Consider the following 19254-nt stretch of genomic DNA (forward strand, 5'->3'; position numbering starts at 1 on the left):
CTTCCTTTCACACTTCTTTAAAACTTGCGCCTGATGTTTCATACTGGGCGTAGACATCTTTTAAAGCAGCTTGAATCGCATGCCCTGCTTTCCCACGGTAATGGTGTTGGACCGTTTGAATTAACTCATCTACCCCATGTTGTAAACAATACCCACGCAACAGTTGGCGGATAAAGTTGCGCCCGTGCTCAGTTGCTAGCGTACAAGAACAATCCACGACAACTCCGTACGTAAAGTCTAGCTCTAGCGTAATCGTGAGCGAATCGTAAACATTGCGTGCTGCCATTCCTTGAGGAAGTTTTGCATGGCCAGCAATAAAATAAGTGTTCATCACACATCTCCCTTACGTCCGAGCAACAACCGTTTATCCGCTTCGCCTTAGTTTGTAACGGTTACTTCTTCGAATGGCCAAGCTGGTAGCTGTTTTCGCAACGGACGATCTTCTTTGTAACCAAGCGCATATTCCGCTTGCATGATCGTATGAATTTCTTTTGTTCCTTCGTAAATAACTGGCGCTTTTGAATTTCTTAGAAAACGTTCAACTGGGTATTCATCTGAATAGCCATACGCACCGTGAATTTGAACCGCATCATTGGCTGCGTCAAAGCCGGCATTACACGCAATCCATTTTGCTAATGACGTTTCTCTCGTATTTCGCTCGCCGTTATTTTTTAACCATCCTGCCTTAAAAACAAGGGTTTGCGAGATTTCTAAATTCGCACTCATATTCGCAATCATTTGCTGAACAAGCTGATGCTTCCCAATTTCTTTTCCAAACGTTTTCCGTTCATGGCAATACTTTAAGCTCGCTTCGAGAGACGCTTCAATTAACCCTACTGCTCCAGCCGCAACCGTGAAACGACCGTTATCCAGTGCCGACATGGCAATTTTAAACCCTTCTCCTTCTTCGCCAAGCATATTTTCCGCTGGTACGCGAACGTCCGTTAAAAAAACTTCACCTGTATTCCCAGCTCGAATCCCCAATTTTCCTTTGATCGCCTTTGTTTCTACACCCTCGTAACTTCTTTCGACAATGAACGCGCTGATTCCTTTGTGTGCTTGATCATGATCTGTTTTTGCAAACACAAGAAAATGATCGGCTACATCACAAAGAGAAATCCATGTTTTGGATCCGTTTAAAATATAGGAGTCTCCGTCCCGCACTGCGGTTGACTTCATCGCTGCAACATCCGATCCAGCATCAGGCTCTGTTAAACCAAAAGCACCAATTTTCGTCCCTTCTGCTTGAGGCGTTAAATACTTTTGCTTCTGTTCTTCTGTTCCCCACTGCAACACGGTCATGCTGTTTAAACCTGTATGAACAGATACTGCGGTCCGATAAGCCGTGTCCCCACGCTCTAGCTCCTGACACACAATCGCTAACGTATTATAATCCATACCTGCTCCGCCGTACTGCTCTGGAATACATACGCCCATTAACTGCAATTCCGACAGCTTTTTTAAAATATGAGGTTGAAATTCACCGTTTCGGTCCCACTCTTGAATGTAAGGAATAATTTCTTTATCAACAAATTTACGGACCATTTTTTGCACACTTACTTGCTCTTCAGTCAGTTCAAAATTCATCATATAAACGCCTCCTAAATAATGTGGTTTTGTCTAAATCCTTCAATATCGTCTTTTGTATAACCTAACTCACGTAAGACTTGCTCCGTATGCTCCCCGTATAGCGGTGGCGGCTTAATCATTTTCACGGGACTTTTGCTTAATTTTAACGGGGACCCTACTAGCTTTAACGCGCCTAACGATGGATGCTCCATAGACATACACATTTCCCGCGCTTGAATGTGCGGATCTGCGAACATTTCAGGGATTGTCTGAATCGGTCCATTCGGTACTCCTGCTTGATCAAACAATGCTTTCCATTCTCTTTTCGTTTTCGCTAGCATCGCCTCTCCGCAAATAGAGAGCAATCGTGTACGATTTTCAACACGCATCGTGTTTGTTTGAAACAGTGGTACATCCAATAACTCGGGCTTTTCAATCACATGGGCGAACTGCTCAAACTGGCGATCGTTCCCTACCGCGATGACCATATCTCCATCTTTCGCCGAAAACACTTGATAGGGGGAAATATTCGGATGTTGATTCCCTAACCGAGTTGGCATGTCACCCGTTGCAAGGTAGTTACTCGCAACGTTCACTAGAGCGGATACTTGGCAATCCAACAACGAAATATCGATCGCTTGGCCTTCTCCTGTTTGCTGTCGATGATGGACAGCCGACAAAATCCCAATACATGTATAGAGCCCGGTTAACACATCTGAAATAGCCACACCTACTTTTAACGGTGGGCCTTCCTTCTCTCCAGTGATGCTCATAAGTCCGCTCATCGCCTGCACGATATAATCGTAGCCAGGTAAAGCTTGGTATGGACCTGTCTGACCAAATCCAGTGATCGAGGCAACGATGATTCCTTCATTGTGCTGGGATAAATCGTCATAACTTAGCCCCCATTTTGCCAATGTGCCTACTTTAAAATTTTCAATCATCACATCTGCATCAGCTACAAGTTCTAGGAAGATCTCCTTCCCTTTTTCTGAACCTAAATCTAACGTCATCCCACGCTTATTGCGATTTGCGGTTAAATAGTACGCACTTTCACTCCCAACAAAAGGAGGTCCCCAACTTCTTGTTTCGTCACCATCCCGGACATGCTCAATTTTAATGACTTCAGCACCTAGATCACCCAGAATCATCGAGCAAAATGGACCAGCCAATACCCTTGACGTATCAATAATTCGTATCCCTTCTAAAGCGCCGCGCAAAACACTCCCTCCTTCTTTAGTTGCAACAAAAAAGAGCCAGTAAAACAAACCATGTCTACAAACATGAATTGCTCTACTGACTCTATTCAAGGCTCGTCTTCAGGCTACCGAAGATCAAAGTGAACGTCGCCAAGTTATTATCGTTTTCCAGTTGAGACCAGGAACGCTGCAAGGTCATTGCAGTCGATGGTCATTTGTTTTAGTATAGTATAGACGTTAGAATTTTACAACAATTTATTTTAATCTTTTTCCGCATCATCTGATTGGTACGGGAGCCGTCCAACGCTTTGGAGAGTCTCAACATCTATACAAGTTAAGAAATAAAGGAGGCGACCAAAATGAATGAAACCATCATGGAAACAGATCGTTTAGCACTACGGGCTATGACCCATCATGATGTAGAGCATTTATTAAAGATTTTTTCCGACCCCGAAGCAATGGCCCATTACCCTAAAACGAAGAATGAAGCAGAAACGATGAAATGGATCAATTGGCAACTTGACCTTTATGACACTCAAGGGGCGGGTTTATGGATTGTAGAAGATAAACGAACCGGTACTTTTTTTGGACAATGTGGTCTTGTTCCCCAAGTTATTGAAGGAAAAGACGAGCTTGAAATTGGCTATTTGTTCGTAAGAGATTTTTGGGGAAATGGCTATGCGACGGAGGCCGCTTCCGCTTGTCGGGATTTCGCTTTTTCTCGATTGGACTGCAAGCGGGTTATTTCCTTAATCGCTCCACATAACTACCCTTCCATTCGTGTTGCTAAACGTGTAGGAATGGAGCAAGAAAAACGGATACTTACATGGGGAAAAGAGATTCTCGTGTATAGCATGGCGAGAGGGTGAAAAAAGAAGATGCATGCCAGCATCTTCTTTACGTCATTTCTGCTTTATCACGCGTTTGAAATAGATCTGCATCATCTGCGGTGAGACTTCCAGATGATCCTACCGTTAGTGCAACAGCTAACATTGTTATAAGAACAAATTTTTTAATCATTTACTATCCTCTCCTATCGCATTTTGGTACAAACGAGCTCTATGAGCAACTTTCATATACTTCAACGCCAACGAATCATTTCCTTCTTTTTCAGCGTAACCTGAAGCGTCTTCTGCTACTTCTGCAATCTCAAAATCTAAACCGAGTTTTGTTAATCGTTCAATTGCTTTATCCACTAGCTGATAATCATTTTTAATATGCAAGCCTTTTGTCGCTAAACATCGCGCCAGATATTCTTTATTTTGGTAGTAGGTCATTTCCGCTTCTGCTATCTGGATTCAGTATACTGAAGTCGCTGATAAATAACAGATGCTTTCTCCATATAAGAAGAAGCGATTAAGTATTGATTTAAGCGGTAATAGACATATCCCGTATATTGATAGAACTCAGCTTCCTCCGCCTCATCATTCACATGCTCCAGCAATCTACCTGCTCTTTCAAAAAGTTTTACAGCCGAACGATACCGTTCATGCACATACTCAGATTGACCACTAATAAAATAATAAAAATACTTGAGCATATTATCAATTTGCGTGATCTCTTCATGTTCCTCCAACAACTCTTCGTCTAGTGTATTTTTATCATAGCTGTTCATAAGCATACTGTGTCTATAGTCAACGAGTGAAAAATATGCCAATATCTTGTCATTCTTCTCCATTTGACGAATCATTGTTTTTGTTTCATCCCTTAACAACATAGCTTGGTCATACGAACGTGAAACAAGACAACTATACCACTCAACAATCTTGGCACCGACTGCTTCGGATGGTATCTTCACTTGCATTCAATCACCCCTTCTCGTTATTTACTTGTTTTATTAAACATACCACATAAATGGGAAAAATTGTCGATATGATGATATTTCCCAATACAGTCAAAGAACTTGGGAAACGTCCATTTGATGTCTATAGAAAAAACTTATTGACAGATCGGAATTATAAGAATAATATAAAACACAATTCTTACATATATTTTTTTAATCTTAATCCCTACTAAATATATAGGGATACACAAAAAGGAGTGTTGAAATGAAAAAAATCGCGTTCCCTATCCTAGCAATTGGTGTTCTTTCCGCTTGTAACACGTCCAGTTCTGGTGATTCTGTAGAACTATTAAACGTTTCGTATGATCCAACTCGTGAACTATATGCGGATGTGGATGATGCATTTATTGATTATTGGGAAGAGGAAACAGGCGAAACGATTAAAATCAATGCTTCTCATGGAGGATCTGGCAGTCAAGCCCGCTCTGTCTTGGATGGACTAGAAGCGGACGTGGTGACATTAGCGCTCGCTTACGATATTGATGTATTACAAGAACGGGAACTTCTAGATGCAGACTGGCAATCTCAATTTGAAGAGAACTCTGCTCCATATACGTCGACGATTAATTTCTTGGTCCGAAAAGGAAACCCGAAAGACATTCAAGACTGGGATGATTTAATTCGTGAAGATGTTGAGGTCGTTACACCGAATCCGAAAACATCTGGTGGTGCTCGCTGGAATTACTTAGCAGCTTGGGGCTATGCAAAAGAAGCATACGGTTCGGAAGAGGAAGCACAAACATTTGTCAGCGACATTTATCAAAATGTAGTTGCACTCGATTCCGGTGCCAGGGGAGCAACGACCTCATTTGTAGAGCGTGGTATTGGTGACGTCTTACTTGCTTGGGAAAACGAAGCGATTCTTGCTGCAAATGAATTAGGCGAAGATGAGTTTGATATTGTAACACCTTCTATGTCCATTTTAACCGAACCACCTGTCGCGATTGTTGACAAAGTAGTTGATCGAAAAGGAACCCGTGACGTCGCCGAAGCCTATTTAGAATTTTTATATACCGATGAAGGACAGCGCTTGATTGCTGAGCACTATTATCGACCTAGAAATGAAAATGTTCTAGCTGAATATAGCGAATCATTCCCTGAACTCGATTTGTTCACCATCGACGAAAAATTTGGCTCTTGGCAAGAAGCACAAGAAAAACACTTTGCAGACGGCGGCATCTTTGACGAAATCTACCAACCTTAACAAGTAGGAGTCGATTATGAAACGAATATTACCAGGCTTCGGCATTAGCCTAGGATTCACCATGCTTTATATGAGCTTTATTGTCTTTATTCCTCTCGCAGCACTTGTTGTCTTTACGGTTTACAACGGCTGGGATACGTTTTGGAATGCCCTTAATGATCCAAGAGTTTTTGCCGCGTTCCGATTAAGCTTCACGGCATCGTTTATTGCGGCACTCATTAATGGTGTGTTCGGCGTGTTAATTGCGTGGGTCATGGTTCGCTATACCTTCCCTGGTAAACGATTGATGGATGGTTTAATTGACTTACCTTTCGCCTTACCAACTGCAGTCGCTGGGATTGCCTTAACGAGTCTTTATACAGAAAGTGGCTGGATTGGTTCTTTGCTTGCGCCACTCGGCATTCAAGTAGCGTTTACACCACTTGGCGTCACAATAGCGCTTACGTTTATCGGACTGCCTTTCGTTGTTCGGATGGTCGAACCTGTTTTAAAAACCATTGATCAAGAAACGGAAGAAGCATCTGCATTACTGGGCGCCACACCTTTTCAAACGTTTCGAACCGTCATTTTCCCTTTGCTTGTCCCAGCGCTACTCGCGGGAATGACGCTGGCGTTTGCGCGGGCACTCGGGGAATACGGTTCAGTCGTATTTATCGCAGGAAACATGCCGATGCAAACAGAGATTGTTCCTCTTCTCATAATGACAAAGCTTGAACAATTTGATTACGGTGGCGCAACGGCAATCGCTGTCGTGATGCTTGTCCTCTCCTTTGCATTGCTCCTAGCAGTCAACGCCCTACAGTGGCTCTTATCGAGAAAATTAGGTCAAAGGAGGTTGTCCTAAATGCGTTCTGAAAAAACATGGTTGAGCTACGTATTGATTAGCATTGCGTTTTTGTTCTTACTACTGTTTCTTTTTTTGCCGCTCGTCATTATTTTTTCAGGCGCTTTTGCCCAAGGGTTTCAAGTGTTTGTGGCATCGATCACCGAGCCAGATGCGTTATCAGCTATACAGCTAACCCTTCTTGTTGTTGTGATTACGGTTCCGCTTCATACACTTTTCGGCTTAGCCGCCGCATGGGCATTAACGAAATTCCAGTTTAGAGGCAGACAACTTCTAATTACCCTTATTGAAATTCCGTTCGCTGTGTCTCCAGTTATCGCAGGGCTACTCTTTATTCTCTTGTACGGGGTGTACGGTTTTTTCGGAGAATGGCTCGTAGCAAATGGGTTTCAAATCATTTTTGCTCTACCTGGAATTGTGCTTGCAACGATGTTTGTCACCTTACCTTTTGTTGTTCGTGAACTGATTCCACTTATGGAAGCACAAGGTTCAGAAGCAGAAGAAGCCTCTATTACACTTGGAGCAAATGGATGGCAAACGTTCCTTCGCGTCACACTGCCGTCTATAAAGTGGGGCCTGCTTTACGGTGTGATTCTCTGTACAGCTCGCACCATTGGTGAGTTTGGCGCTGTATCCGTTGTGTCTGGAAAAATTCGCGGGAGTACGAATACGATGCCATTGCATGTGGAAATTCTCTACAACGAATATCAATTTACCGCATCTTTTGCCATCGCAGCGTTGATGTCCCTCTTTGCCATCGTCACCATTTTTGTGAAGCAATGGGTTGAATCTCGACAAGGAAAGGTGAAGACGAAATGACGATAAAAATGACAGGCATCCATAAAGCATTTGGCACAACACCTGTTTTACACAACATAGATTTAGAAGTTGAACAAGGCGAGTTATTCGCATTACTAGGTCCATCCGGTTCTGGAAAAACCACTTTATTACGGATGATTGCTGGACTTGAAACAGCAAATCAAGGTGAGATTCATATAAACGGAAAAAACGTGACAAACCGTTCCCCTCGAGAACGAAAAGTTGGCTTTGTTTTTCAACATTACGCATTGTTTGCTCACATGACCGTCGCCACAAACATCGCATATGGACTTAATGTGTTAAAACGGCGCGAGCGCCCATCAAAACAAGCGATTGCTGCTCGTGTGCAGGAACTGCTAACGCTCGTAAAATTAGACGGACTCGGGAATCGTTTTCCTGCTGAACTTTCTGGCGGTCAGCGTCAGCGTGTTGCCTTGGCAAGAGCCCTAGCTATTAACCCAGATGTCCTCTTGCTCGATGAACCTTTTGGCGCACTCGATGCGCAAGTACGAAAAGAACTTAGACGCTGGTTGCGCACGCTCCACAAACAAACTGGCATCACAACCGTTTTTGTTACCCACGACCAAGAAGAAGCACTTGATGTTGCAGACAAGGTCGTCGTTATGCGGAATGGCGCAATTGAACAAATTGGCACACCCACTCATGTCTATGAAGAACCACAAACACCGTTCGTGTACGAGTTTCTAGGCAACGCCAACCGTTTCTCAGGCCAAGCGAAAGCAGGAACACTACACATACACGGAGCTGACTGGCAAACCGCCTCAACACTAGAAGAATCGCAAGCAGTCGGGTTTGCTCGTCCACACGAGATTGCCATCTCCACAACATACGAAGGAAAAGCCGACTTAAAAGTCATTGTTCAATCCATTCATCCAGTTGGCCCCATCGTGTTCATTGAAGTGAAACACGAAGAACAAAACGAAATGATTGATATCCAACAACCAAAAAAACATCTAGCCGATCTCCATTTACAAGTTGGCGACACCGCCTATATTCGTCCAGAAAAAATTGGCGTCTTCCATGTTGACGACTATGTAATTTAGAATCGCGAAGCAAAAGAACCTATACGGAGTGTATAGGTTCTCCAGCTTCCTCAGTAAAAAAGCTAGTGATTTTTAGAGGTGTGTATGTAGAAAAGTGACCGTCTCGTCCCACGATTGATGCGCAACATCCGCATTTATTTTTTTCGTTCCTCCGAATGTCAAGGTCATGAGCGCGTTACTCTCTTCTACTGTTTGCGGTAGGTTAGGCAAACTGCTCGGAAATGCAGCAAAATGTCCAGCACCAGAATGAAGAATAAATTGATTATCCTCGCTGTACGCATGATTATGTAAGTCTGCTTTCATTCGATTCAGAAAAAGCTCAGCTGGCTGTACATGATCATCTGTTCCAGCAAATAGCATGATCGGAGCTTGAATGTTCTGGACAGGGATGGAATACAACGCCAATCTTTCGTTATCCTGTAGACTCGCTTTCATCGTTTCGATACCCGAGTATGGTTTTCGCAAAAGTAAATGCCGGAAAAAGGACACCGTATCTTTAAACTCTCTTTCTACAGCATAGAATTCATAAGGAACCTGTTTATAGGTCCACGCAGATTTTTTTGTAGGTTGAAAGTTGATCATTCCAGAAAAGATAACGGAGCTTGCTCCAGATGCAATCACCGCTTTTACTTTCGTATGATTCGATGCGTATAGAAGCGCAAGTTCTGCACCTCTTGAGTGACCAATGATGGCAAGCTTATCCTGATTAACATTCATGCGACTCTCCAATAAAGAAAATGCATGATCTACATACTCGAGCGGAATATGTTCAATTCCTTTAGGCAATCCTTCTTTTCCAAAGTACGCTAACGCAAGAACGGCATACCCTTCTGAAGCTAATAATGCAGCTGCCGATTCATGCACAGCACCATCCGAACCGCCTACGATAATAATTGCTGGTAAATCCGTTTGATCTTCTGGATAAAATAACGAGCCAACAACATCATCTTGCAACGCTTCTTTTATGATAGATTTCTCTAGGAACGTTCTTTCAAACGACTTATTTGCTAAAAGATCGCCGTTAGAGTTATATAGATTCATATCAAATATGATCGCCTCAGCCGAATGTTTTACGAACATTCGATTTTTCTTGCCTACACTCATCGACCAAATCATCCCCAAATGATCAACTGATTCATAGTCGCCACTAACGGGTTTACACGTAGCTACATCAATCCATCCATTCTCATCGCTTTCAAACACAGCTTTTGATATGAAAACATTGCCTTTGTCATCTTTTGTTTCCAACGTCATCCTAAACGCGGTTTTAGGTTCCCCAGTCTCAATTTTTACAGATAAGGGTTCTAGTAAACTCGCTTTTTCTTTTACGTGGATTTGTATCTTTGTAGTTAACTGACTCATGTAGACCTCCTAAAAACCTTTCATTTCTCTCCCATACGCAATATAAGGAGAAAAGATTCAATATGATTTAGAGTGTACATTGATACTAATAGGTTCTCGTACACATTTTGGCTAGTTGTTAACTTAGGTTGGGAAAATTCTTTAAATCCACAAATATGGAATAAATTATGAGATAATTAAGAGAGTAAATTAATATGAACTAGAAATTGAACCCTAGGAGGCAGTTATATGAAAAAGCACACAAAATTAGCTTTCTTAATCCCTTCAGTTGCATTAGCAGTAGGCATACTCGTTTCCAATTCAACTTTAACTGTTGAAAGCCAAGGGCAAGTTACTGTGCCTTTCTCAGATTCAACTAACGTACAGCCACAAGGGCAAGTAAACGTTCCTTTCTAACAATTTTTTTAAGCGTTAGATCAAAATTAGTCCTCTTTCCACAATGAGGTCTTTTTTCTAATTAATCATTCTTTAAACGCTATGTCTTTTCGTTTAAGTTGTACATCTGTTCTGCATAAGAAAGCCACTCTTTGCCATCAGTATTCAACTCGATAGTTGGTACACTTGATCGTTCTGCCTGTATTCGATATTCCTTCTGCCGCTCTAACAACCTTTCACTTTCTAGCTTTAAATCTTTTTTCTTGTCTCCCACCCACTCACTTTTATTTCTACTCATGATTCTTTCACCAATATCTGCTGATACCGTTAATAACACACATTTTGCATTAATAGTTAACAAATCATTCTCCAGTGAAGAAATCTCTTCCGTTAAAGAGTCCGAGAATGACACTCTATGATTTAAATGAAATCTTTCTAATATAAAAAATAGTTTATTAGAGTTTTTTTCTGGTTGTCCGGTTTTCTTTGCCCATGTATTAAAGCTTTGTAACATACTCACTCTTTCTTTTAATAGTCTTAGATGTTCTGCTTGCGTCAATTTTCGTAGTCCTCCACTTGTTCTATGTAACACTTGTGTATAATGCTCACTTAAAACAATGACACTTCTCTCATTGTTGTGCTTAGCTTGAACCTGCTTTAATGCTTTTAAAATAGATGTTTTCCCTGTATGCGAATATCCTTCCAAAATAATTCCGCAAATGTTGTTCATAGACCCCTCCATAATTGGACAAAGATGTGGCACTAAACTACTATTAAACATTACAGGCTTCTTAAAACTTCCAACAGAAATTCACATATTCCTTACAAACTTATAGAGAGGTCCCTTCGTATAACATTAATAATCTCTACTTTGTCCAAAGTACCATCAACAACCAAGTCAACGTTAGGTTTAATGGTATTAAGCATATGTACATAACCACTTCTACCTCGTAAAAGATAATTCTCCATATCTGATAGAATGATTTCAGTTGAGCTATCAGAATGATCTCTAATTACTCTACGTACCATAGCAATGTCTAATGGAGTATCAATAAATACTGAAATATTAATGAGATAATTTATTTGAGAATGTGTATAAGAAAAAGGAAAGTCAATAATAACGTAATCTAAAAACTCTTTTGATAAAGCTTGCAAATCCTCAATAAAAGGCGTTAGATCCCATTCGTTAGGGTTTGCCCCTCTATTTATCCATTTAACAATATCAGTTGGACCATCAAAATTATAATCATCAAAAAATAAAGCCTTTGATCTTTGCAAAGTTTTATTTAGCAGTTCCGTTATTGTTGTTTTGCCACCACCAGATACAGCAGAGATTGAAATGACCATTGGTTCCTTATCTTTATTCATAAAAAACCTCCAATGGATGTTTCTAGTTGCAATCACTAATCATATGTATGCTTCTTCCTATAGCTTTTTGCTCGCATGTACCGAATCTCCCTGAATGATGCCTGAATCGACAAAACCAAGCGAAGCATATATTTTTTTTGCTACAAGATTCTTTCTATGATAGAAAAGGTCTATATACTTTGCTTCTCCCAAGGGCATCTGTTTAATTTTAGCCAATGTTTTTTCGACTGCAAGCTTACCGTACCCTTTTTCTTGATAACGTTTTCCAATCATGAAATGATAAAGAAAGTAAACCTTCTCCCCGAAATAAACTTCATTTTGAAAAGATTCATGGTCTGTCGTATCATATGTATACATTAAAAAGCCGACCACTACTTCATCTACGTAAATAGCAAAGGGCGTGGCCGGTATCCCATCTGCGTTCAAAACATAAGCGTCTGCGATGCTCCTAAGGTTCGTCGTTTCAATAAGGGATTGTCGACCTTCTCCAACTTCAAGTGCAATGACTTGGTCCATGTTGTCCTCAGTTATTCTTTTCAGTTCAATCATTTTTCTCCTTTCATACTAGCTACAGAGAAGTGAAAGTGTAATGCTCCTTTTTCTTTTCAACCAGATCGCCAAAACAACGTTCAAGAAAGCTACAATCTCTACTATTCTTCTAAAACCAGGAAAATTTTAACGTCTAACAGCTCTAAATCATTTATTGAGAGCTCATTTAATTTGCTTTGAAAATCATCAAAGTCTAAGGCACGACCAACGATAGTGCGATTTAATTTGTCTTCGATCCAATACGTATAGTCTCCAGTCGGTTTTCCTCTTTTTAAAAGCTCTTGCTCTGCAATGATATAGCGGTCATTTTCATTGATTCGAACAACCATTTCTGGTATGACCGTGCTTCCACTCGTATTTGTTCCAGTCTCATCATAAATCAGCTTTGCGTTATAAGCAGAAATATACATAACAGAATAGCCATCTTGTAAGAGGTAAGATTTGTTCCCTAATCCAGCACAACCAACTAACATAATGAAAAGATAACGAATCGTTCGTTTCATGTTTTCATCTATATCCTAACTGCCTCTTCAATGCGCGAATTTGTCCACGATGATTCATCTCATCTTCCATAACATGAAACCATAAATAATAATTGTTGTAGGGAACCCCGTTGTCCCAGTTGTGCTCTTCAAATAACCATGTATCGTCTTTAGATTTGAGGAGAGCTAGCGTTTCTCCCCTGACCTCTGATAATGTATCGAGATAATAGTTGAGTGAATGACCCGTTATTTCTTGCCTTGCCTTACTACCTAAGGATAATGCCATCCCCCATTTTTTGATTTCTTCTAAAGTTAAATCCCTTTTCTCAAAAGAAATAACCTGGTGGACAAATTCTATTGAAGCAATGTGAAATAAAAGGCTGCCAATTGAATTTGCGTGATGGGAAGGCAAGTAGTCTAACTCAAATTGATCGAATGAAGAAATTTCACTTAATGTGACTTGCCTAGCGTGTTCAAGCATGCTCACAAGTTCACCTATTTTATCTGTGTAGTTTTCAACTGACCTTATCCTATAATCAATCATTCATCTGCCTCCAATGATAGAATCCTAGCTATCACTTTTCTTAGACCAGTGTTTAATAGAATCTGCCACTTTTTTTGGGGAATCCCAGTGAACCATATGGCCGGCTTCATCTATCGGAACGATCGTAACGTTTTCAATATGCTGCTTTAGTTCTCTTACCCCTTTACTTCTCGCTTCATTTAAATCTTTTGGCAACGTTGCATAAATTAATAGTAATGGTGACTGTATGTACGGGTACGTTCGTTGAAAACTTTCTTTGAAAAAAGCTTTAATAATGGATAATACCGTAAACGTTGAACTAATGAGTTGATAGGTTTCTTTTTGATGAAAAAGCGTTCTTACCATTTGTTCTTTTTCCTCATTCCACTCCGCTGTATAGTGCTTGTACGCTTCAACGACACCCGTCCAAGTGTCAAAAGTCGATGAATGATCCATATAATGATTCCACGCATCATACACTTTCACAAAAGTCATGTCTTCCTGAAAATCTGGAAACGTATAACCACCATCTAGCAAAATGACGCCTTTTATCTTTTCAGGATATTTTTTTGCATAGTGTAATGCAATGTCTGCTCCCCAAGAATGACCTAAAATATAAAAAGGCTCTTGTACAATTTGTTGAAAAACATTGTCATACCAGTCGGCAAGATTTGAAAAAAGATAATCTGTTTCTTTTTTAAAAGAACTTGTTTTTCCATGACCTGGACTATCAAACGAAATGAGATGATACTCATCTTTTAGATATTCAGCTAATTCGGAAAAGACAGCACCTGTATTCGCAAGTCCGTGTAAACAAACCATTGATGTTTTTTTGTTCGTCCCCCACTCGTAATAATGAACGTGAGATTCATTGATTTTAAGATTCGTCGTTTTCATGACCGCTCTCCTTCATGTGTGTCCAGCACATGCATAGCTCATTTTCATAAATTCAAACAGACTTCCGTTCGTTTCTTGCATGTAGGTTCCATTGGGTATAAATCCTGCTTGTTGATAGACTTTTATTGCTCTTGAATTAAAAGTGGCAACTGCGAGGTTGAGTTCTTTCGGTTCATACTTCATTCTTGCAAAATTCATTCCCGCTCTTAAAAAGGATAATCCCCCTCCTTCGCCAGTCCGCTCTGGTTTCATCCCTAATCCAACCTCAACAGCATCATCTTTATGATTGAAATAGAAAAAGCCGACTTCCTCTTTTCTTTTTTTCACCATATAGTAATGATCTCCACGTTCTTGAGGGTTCAAAAATGCAGCCAAATCTTCCTCATCAGCTTCCATATCATAAAACGAATAGATTCCTTCATAATGCCAAGATGAGGCAATGTTCTCTGCTTGCCCTTGTGTCATAACAGTGAATACATAATCCATGGTACGTCCCCCTTACTTAATAGAACTTGACCCGTTAAAAAGGGAAGAACTACGTTGAAACTATTTTTGGTAGTGTTCGATTTCTTCTGCCGGGTATGCTCTCGTCCAATGGTATGGCTGTAGTTCTTCTAAACGGACAAAAGTTAACAAATTGTCTGTCGTGGTCACGCCGACTTTGACGTCCTCTCCCCAAAATCGAAGCCTCTCTTGGCACACACCACAAGGAGACAGCACTTTAAAAGGACTCGTTTCATCATCACGCACAACACATATACAATGGGTCACGCGCTTATTGTATTTATGCGCATCACACATCGCGCCTACCTCAATACATAAATCCACACTTGCATTTGCTGTTTCAATTGAAACACTCGTAAAATAGTGACCATCGTCGGTTCGTATAATGGCTACACCACCCCAACCGCTCGGGTATCTCTCTGGGATAAAGGCAATTGCTTTTTGATACATCGCCAATTCAATTTTTTTCTCGCTGTCCATAAAGTCCCTGCTTTCTTCTTTGCGCTCAACCATTTTGGTCTCTCATTTTAATGGCAAACTCATTGAAAATGTTTTTACGTTAAAACCTATTTTTTCGTACAACTGAATAGCATCATCATTTCCTGAGAATACATTCAGGCCTACTTCATCATATCCTTCTTCTCTTACTTGATTGATAGCCGCAGTCATTAAACGCTTAGAAATCCCCTTTCCTCTATACGCTTCGATCACATAAAGTTCATATATAAATCCGTTTATAGACTCAGTAAACTGATCTTTATTCGTGCCAACCAGAACCCACCCCATTAATGTTGTATCTTCAACAGCAATTAAATAATAACTTCCTCTTTCTAATAGCGGAGTAATGAGATTATCGATTTTTTCTTTTGTTGGCATAACAGCACCTAAGGTCCCGTCAAAGATCGATTGTGGAGACAGTTCTCTGATTGTTTCCATTTCTACATCGTTTGGCTGTCTAATGTCCATTGAATCCCTCAACCTTTCTCTTTATGTGTAACTCTTTTAACCATATGCACAGAGTCTTTCAAAACCGAAAACCCGTTATTTTGATAAAACTGAAACGCAGGAACATGTTTCTCGGTAGCTAAAATGATACATGCAACGTCTTGATCCTGTAAAAAACGATCGGCTAAATGCAAAAAAGTGCGACCCGCGCCTTGGTTCTGTTTGTTTCTAGCGATAAAAAATTCCTTAATAAAGTACTCTCTTCCTTCCCACCAATTAACATATAGCCTAATGAACAACCAATTAGTTCATGTCGTTCATCATATAAAGCAAGAGAAAGCGAATTCGTGTTATCCGTTAAATCTTTTAAATAGGCATCTAATTGTGCTTCATTATCCCACTTATCAAACCAAGGATCACTTGAAAATACATCTCGAAACAATTCTTTCATCTCTTCAAAAACATTCGATTCTAAATATTTTAATTTCATATAAATCTCCTCACCTACCTCCTTGCTATTTTTTGCTTATTATAAAAGAATAATGAGCAGGCAACACACGCACATTAAAGCAGACAAAGGAGTCATAACTTTTTTCTCTTTATCACTTTTAGAAAAGTAATTTGCTACAGTATTTAGAAATAAAAATCCCGTAATGAGCCAAACAAAGATGGGCACAGGAAGAAAGCCAAACCCGTTTATGACACCGGTATATTGCAAAAATAGAACGTTCATCATTAACAGTATGATCGCGTTACACATACTGACGATACGTAGTTTTAAGGGTAAAATTTTATAAAATCCGCCCATGGCGAACTCCCCCAACGGAAAGCCAAGCGCAAGAAACACCTGAAAAACACTGATAGACAAAAATAATAGTGTTACTAGAATGGTTAATAGGAGTAAAAGATCCATTGTGCGCCTCCAGAATGTAAATAATAGGAAAGGTCACTTGTTCATCATAGCATAGTACATAACTAATAAAATAACTATTCTTTATTTATTGATAATTAACCTAAAAATCTATACAGCTTAATTGACATCACCTAAATAAACAGGTGAAGGAATAAGGTGATTATATTTTTTAAGGTGTCCCTTTAACTCTTTAGGATAGATACGATAATGCGAAAGTTCTTTTATATCGAGCCACTCAATCCCCACTTGATGAGAATCAGGGAGAATAGGGACTGAATCGAGACTTTGCTTGATTAGATGGCATATGAAGAAATAGTCAAGTTGATGCACACCGGAATCAAAAGAAGCATGCTCATGATTCTTTCCAATGTACTCTCGAATATGGAGAAGCTCTTTCACTTCGACTTCTGCCCCAATTTCTTCTAGGCACTCTCGAACCAATGCCTTATGCAAGGTCTCACCATGCTCTTGTCCCCCACCAGGAAAAAGATAAAAAACCCCCTCAGCATCTTTATTTTTTGTTAACAAAAGCTTGTCATCTTTTATGATCACCGCTCTTGCTGCGTTTCTCACATTCATGAGCTCTTCTCCTCTCCACATTTTTTTATCCATTAACCAACCTCGATAACGTGACACCGACAATGACTCCCGCCGCTGCGATTAACACGTATAAAACGTATTTTTTCTTCATACTAGCACCTCCCACATACGTTTATTTAAGCTGACTCGTATCAGCTACGGATTCGTACCATTTAGGTTTCGCGCTCGCAAAATAATTATGGTCGTCTAGCACGACATCGATCTTGTCTAGCATGTCACTTAAATGGTCTGGGACTGTTCGCAATGTCCATACAACGGTAGAGAACACACACATCGCTAAGTAAAGGGCATATAATGTCCAAAACGTTTCATCTGGTTCTTGATTTTGAAAATATCCTTTTATTTGGCCTTTTGAAAACGGGATGCTAACTTGGCGGGTAAACATGCCCACCTTAAGAAATTCATGAATCGGATCACCCCAATCATATCGATTAAAATCAACAACACCTGCAAATTCTCTTTTATTCACAATTATGTTTCCGAGATGAAAATCATCATGCTGAAACAGATTAGGTCTTTGCTTCATTAGGTGAATGTGATCATCAATAAACCTCATAATCTTATCGTCGTGGGTAATCTTAATCCCGCATGCTAGATAAGCATTGATGTAATTCTTATGCTTATCGACTTTTCTTTTATACCAAGAAGAAATGTGGGCTGGCGCAGGTATTTGATGCATCCTCTTTAACTCTTCTCCAGCCCTATACCCAAGATCATATTGTTCTTGAAGGGAGTACGTCTGAATGTCTTCTTCCGCATCCTGCCCCTCTATATAAGAGGTGACCATATAACCTCGGTCTTCAATTACCCCCATTTCCATTGGTTTTGCGCAAGCTACACCACAGGCCTTCATCTTTTCTAGCGTTGAATATTCCACCTGCTTTGAATGGTACTCTTCTTTATGAAAGATTCGAAGGAGCACCTTTTCTCCTTCTGGCAAATGGATGCAGTATTTTTTATCTAAAGAGTAACCTTTAGTCATTTCCACACTCTTACAGTAACGACTTATAAGAGGAATTTTGTCAAGTAAGCGATTCATCTTCTTACCTCCATAACATTTTTACAATTGTAACAATTTATTCTACCTGCTAATCTTATGTATGAGAGAAACAAACAGCTTTATTTTACTGCATCTATGGGGGATCAATATGAACACTCATACAACCTGGTCGAAATTATTTGAAGCGCAGCGAGAAACTCAATTTTCCGGAAGTATTTATGTGAGCAAACGAGACCAAGCGCTCTTCTCTGATAGCTTTGGCTATGCCGTTCATTCTGAAAAAATTAAAAACCAGCCGAAGACACGTTTTTCCATAGCATCTGGCTGCAAAATCTTTACATCCGTTGCCATTTGTCAGTTAGTGGCAGAAGGGAAGCTTGCCTTCACGACAAAGTTAAAGGATTGTGTCGCCATACCATTTCCTCATTTCGATGACAACATCACCATTCATCACCTGCTCACGCACACGTCGGGCATCCCTGATTATTTTGATGAAAGTGAAATGGACGATTACGAAGAGCTATGGGTAGAGTATCCGATGTACCGAGTTCGATCGCCAAGAGATTTTTTGCCACTGTTTCAGCATAAACCCATGAAAAAAGAAGTCGGCAGTCCGTTTACATACAATAATTCCGGTTATATCCTTCTTGGGCTTGTGATTGAAGAGGTTAGCGGAATGAAATTTGTGGATTACGTTGAAGAAAAAATCTTTAAACCGGCCGGTATGAGCGAGTCAGGATATTTTTCAGCCGATTCGTTACCAGCTAATGTCTCCATCGGTTACATTAAAAAACCAGATGGTACATGGAAAACAAATATCTTTTCACTACCTGCCACAGGCGGCCCTGACGGTGGTGCTTACGTTACAGCCCCCGATATTGGACGATTCTGGAAAGCATTAATGAATGAAAAGCTTTTATCGGGTGATATGGTACGCACATTGATGACGCCTCACGTCCCTGTTGACGACGATCTTTATTATGCTTATGGTGGCTTACAGCAATCAAATGAATCAGGTATGATAAAATACATTCAAATGGGTTATGATCCTGGCGTCAACTACCGATCTGTCTATTATCCAAAAGAAGATTTAACCATTGTTGTTTGCTCGAACAAATCAGACGGTGCTTTTGAAATTCTTGAAGCAGCGGAACAACTTACCGTACATTTATAAAATTGTAGTGAGGGCTGACG

28 protein-coding genes are annotated in these 19254 nt (G+C 40.3%); 7 read left to right on the forward strand and 21 right to left on the reverse strand.

All coding sequences use genetic code 11. The annotated features are described in order from the left end of the window. Positions 1 to 7: 7 nt before the first annotated feature. From ACE1TH_RS10970 to ACE1TH_RS10980, 3 genes are read right to left on the reverse strand one after another with little or no spacing between them, the layout of a single operon-like run. Complete coding sequence (locus ACE1TH_RS10970; RefSeq protein WP_099302478.1) at positions 8 to 331, reverse strand: DUF3870 domain-containing protein; 324 nt, start codon at positions 329 to 331, stop codon at positions 8 to 10. Positions 332 to 378: 47 nt separating this feature from the next. Continuing rightward, positions 379 to 1587, reverse strand: coding sequence for an acyl-CoA dehydrogenase family protein (locus ACE1TH_RS10975; RefSeq protein ID WP_375079283.1), 1209 nt, complete (start codon positions 1585 to 1587; stop codon positions 379 to 381). Between the two features lie 14 nt (positions 1588 to 1601). Beyond that, positions 1602 to 2789 (reverse strand): CaiB/BaiF CoA transferase family protein, encoded by a 1188-nt coding sequence (locus ACE1TH_RS10980; protein WP_375078964.1) that lies wholly within the window; start codon positions 2787 to 2789, stop codon positions 1602 to 1604. Positions 2790 to 3127: 338 nt separating this feature from the next. Between ACE1TH_RS10980 and ACE1TH_RS10985 the strand changes: the two genes are divergently transcribed. Next, positions 3128 to 3637 (forward strand): GNAT family N-acetyltransferase, encoded by a 510-nt coding sequence (locus tag ACE1TH_RS10985; protein WP_099302482.1) that lies wholly within the window; start codon positions 3128 to 3130, stop codon positions 3635 to 3637. A 28-nt stretch (positions 3638 to 3665) separates the two neighbouring features. Here ACE1TH_RS10985 and ACE1TH_RS10990 read toward each other — a convergent pair whose 3' ends face one another. From ACE1TH_RS10990 to ACE1TH_RS11000, 3 genes are read right to left on the reverse strand one after another with little or no spacing between them, the layout of a single operon-like run. Then, positions 3666 to 3788 (reverse strand): hypothetical protein, encoded by a 123-nt coding sequence (locus ACE1TH_RS10990; RefSeq protein ID WP_255224667.1) that lies wholly within the window; start codon positions 3786 to 3788, stop codon positions 3666 to 3668. Then, positions 3785 to 4045 carry a hypothetical protein gene (locus ACE1TH_RS10995; protein ID WP_375078965.1) on the reverse strand — a complete coding sequence of 87 codons (261 nt, stop codon included), beginning with the start codon at positions 4043 to 4045 and terminating at the stop codon, positions 3785 to 3787. The genes ACE1TH_RS10990 and ACE1TH_RS10995 overlap by 4 nt, the downstream gene beginning before the upstream one ends. A gap of 11 nt (positions 4046 to 4056) precedes the next feature. Further along, the gene (locus ACE1TH_RS11000; protein ID WP_375078966.1) at positions 4057 to 4572 is read right to left on the reverse strand and encodes a response regulator aspartate phosphatase; all 516 of its coding nucleotides are present in this window, start codon (positions 4570 to 4572) and stop codon (positions 4057 to 4059) included. 244 nt (positions 4573 to 4816) lie between these two features. Here ACE1TH_RS11000 and ACE1TH_RS11005 point away from each other — a divergent pair, with 244 nt between their 5' ends. From ACE1TH_RS11005 to ACE1TH_RS11020, 4 genes are read left to right on the forward strand one after another with little or no spacing between them, the layout of a single operon-like run. Beyond that, positions 4817 to 5815 carry a sulfate ABC transporter substrate-binding protein gene (locus ACE1TH_RS11005; RefSeq protein ID WP_375078967.1) on the forward strand — a complete coding sequence of 333 codons (999 nt, stop codon included), beginning with the start codon at positions 4817 to 4819 and terminating at the stop codon, positions 5813 to 5815. 16 nt (positions 5816 to 5831) lie between these two features. Beyond that, positions 5832 to 6659: a sulfate ABC transporter permease subunit CysT gene (gene cysT / locus ACE1TH_RS11010; RefSeq protein WP_099302488.1), complete on the forward strand. Its 828-nt coding sequence runs from the start codon at positions 5832 to 5834 to the stop codon at positions 6657 to 6659. After that, on the forward strand, positions 6660 to 7478 hold the full coding sequence (cysW, locus tag ACE1TH_RS11015; protein WP_099302490.1) for a sulfate ABC transporter permease subunit CysW: 819 nt from the start codon (positions 6660 to 6662) through the stop codon (positions 7476 to 7478). Further along, on the forward strand, positions 7475 to 8542 hold the full coding sequence (locus ACE1TH_RS11020; protein ID WP_099302492.1) for a sulfate/molybdate ABC transporter ATP-binding protein: 1068 nt from the start codon (positions 7475 to 7477) through the stop codon (positions 8540 to 8542). Before cysW ends, ACE1TH_RS11020 begins: the two co-directional genes overlap by 4 nt. Before the next feature lie 72 nt (positions 8543 to 8614). Here the strand turns inward: ACE1TH_RS11020 and ACE1TH_RS11025 are convergent, their stop codons facing one another. After that, entirely contained in the window at positions 8615 to 9904 is a 1290-nt protein-coding gene (locus ACE1TH_RS11025) for an acyl-CoA thioesterase/bile acid-CoA:amino acid N-acyltransferase family protein (protein WP_375078968.1), read from the reverse strand. A 228-nt stretch (positions 9905 to 10132) separates the two neighbouring features. Here ACE1TH_RS11025 and ACE1TH_RS11030 point away from each other — a divergent pair, with 228 nt between their 5' ends. Continuing rightward, a complete protein-coding gene (locus ACE1TH_RS11030; RefSeq protein ID WP_176554359.1) occupies positions 10133 to 10300 on the forward strand; it encodes a hypothetical protein in 168 nt (55 codons plus the stop codon). A 79-nt stretch (positions 10301 to 10379) separates the two neighbouring features. Here ACE1TH_RS11030 and ACE1TH_RS11035 read toward each other — a convergent pair whose 3' ends face one another. The 14 genes from ACE1TH_RS11035 to ACE1TH_RS11100 form a co-directional block, all read right to left on the reverse strand. Continuing rightward, the gene (locus ACE1TH_RS11035; RefSeq protein WP_099302496.1) at positions 10380 to 11009 is read right to left on the reverse strand and encodes a hypothetical protein; all 630 of its coding nucleotides are present in this window, start codon (positions 11007 to 11009) and stop codon (positions 10380 to 10382) included. A gap of 92 nt (positions 11010 to 11101) precedes the next feature. Next, on the reverse strand, positions 11102 to 11647 hold the full coding sequence (locus tag ACE1TH_RS11040; RefSeq protein WP_099302498.1) for a nucleoside/nucleotide kinase family protein: 546 nt from the start codon (positions 11645 to 11647) through the stop codon (positions 11102 to 11104). A gap of 57 nt (positions 11648 to 11704) precedes the next feature. Then, a complete protein-coding gene (locus ACE1TH_RS11045) occupies positions 11705 to 12196 on the reverse strand; it encodes a GNAT family N-acetyltransferase (protein WP_099302500.1) in 492 nt (163 codons plus the stop codon). A gap of 101 nt (positions 12197 to 12297) precedes the next feature. Further along, complete coding sequence (locus tag ACE1TH_RS11050) at positions 12298 to 12699, reverse strand: DUF3997 domain-containing protein (RefSeq protein WP_375078969.1); 402 nt, start codon at positions 12697 to 12699, stop codon at positions 12298 to 12300. Between the two features lie 4 nt (positions 12700 to 12703). After that, positions 12704 to 13222: a DinB family protein gene (locus ACE1TH_RS11055; RefSeq protein ID WP_375078970.1), complete on the reverse strand. Its 519-nt coding sequence runs from the start codon at positions 13220 to 13222 to the stop codon at positions 12704 to 12706. 24 nt (positions 13223 to 13246) lie between these two features. Then, positions 13247 to 14098, reverse strand: coding sequence for an alpha/beta fold hydrolase (locus ACE1TH_RS11060; protein WP_375078971.1), 852 nt, complete (start codon positions 14096 to 14098; stop codon positions 13247 to 13249). A gap of 12 nt (positions 14099 to 14110) precedes the next feature. Continuing rightward, the gene (locus tag ACE1TH_RS11065; RefSeq protein WP_375078972.1) at positions 14111 to 14584 is read right to left on the reverse strand and encodes a GNAT family N-acetyltransferase; all 474 of its coding nucleotides are present in this window, start codon (positions 14582 to 14584) and stop codon (positions 14111 to 14113) included. Between the two features lie 60 nt (positions 14585 to 14644). After that, positions 14645 to 15115, reverse strand: coding sequence for a cytidine deaminase (locus ACE1TH_RS11070; protein WP_255224662.1), 471 nt, complete (start codon positions 15113 to 15115; stop codon positions 14645 to 14647). Between the two features lie 9 nt (positions 15116 to 15124). After that, positions 15125 to 15568 (reverse strand): GNAT family N-acetyltransferase, encoded by a 444-nt coding sequence (locus tag ACE1TH_RS11075; RefSeq protein ID WP_375078973.1) that lies wholly within the window; start codon positions 15566 to 15568, stop codon positions 15125 to 15127. An 8-nt stretch (positions 15569 to 15576) separates the two neighbouring features. Then, entirely contained in the window at positions 15577 to 15846 is a 270-nt protein-coding gene (locus tag ACE1TH_RS11080) for a GNAT family N-acetyltransferase (protein WP_375078974.1), read from the reverse strand. Then, the gene (locus ACE1TH_RS11085; protein ID WP_255301203.1) at positions 15732 to 16037 is read right to left on the reverse strand and encodes a hypothetical protein; all 306 of its coding nucleotides are present in this window, start codon (positions 16035 to 16037) and stop codon (positions 15732 to 15734) included. The genes ACE1TH_RS11080 and ACE1TH_RS11085 overlap by 115 nt, the downstream gene beginning before the upstream one ends. Positions 16038 to 16076: 39 nt before the next feature. Continuing rightward, complete coding sequence (locus ACE1TH_RS11090; protein ID WP_099302514.1) at positions 16077 to 16460, reverse strand: hypothetical protein; 384 nt, start codon at positions 16458 to 16460, stop codon at positions 16077 to 16079. 117 nt (positions 16461 to 16577) lie between these two features. Further along, entirely contained in the window at positions 16578 to 17039 is a 462-nt protein-coding gene (locus ACE1TH_RS11095; protein ID WP_099303437.1) for an NUDIX domain-containing protein, read from the reverse strand. A gap of 133 nt (positions 17040 to 17172) precedes the next feature. Next, positions 17173 to 18099, reverse strand: coding sequence for an aminoglycoside phosphotransferase family protein (locus ACE1TH_RS11100; RefSeq protein ID WP_099302516.1), 927 nt, complete (start codon positions 18097 to 18099; stop codon positions 17173 to 17175). A 61-nt stretch (positions 18100 to 18160) separates the two neighbouring features. Here ACE1TH_RS11100 and ACE1TH_RS11105 point away from each other — a divergent pair, with 61 nt between their 5' ends. Then, positions 18161 to 19234, forward strand: a complete 1074-nt coding sequence (locus ACE1TH_RS11105) for a serine hydrolase domain-containing protein (RefSeq protein WP_375078975.1) — start codon at positions 18161 to 18163, stop codon at positions 19232 to 19234. Positions 19235 to 19254: the final 20 nt, after the last annotated feature.

The sequence above is a fragment of the Shouchella sp. JSM 1781072 genome (assembly GCF_041949915.1).
Classification (GTDB): Bacteria; Bacillota; Bacilli; order Bacillales; family Bacillaceae_D; genus Shouchella.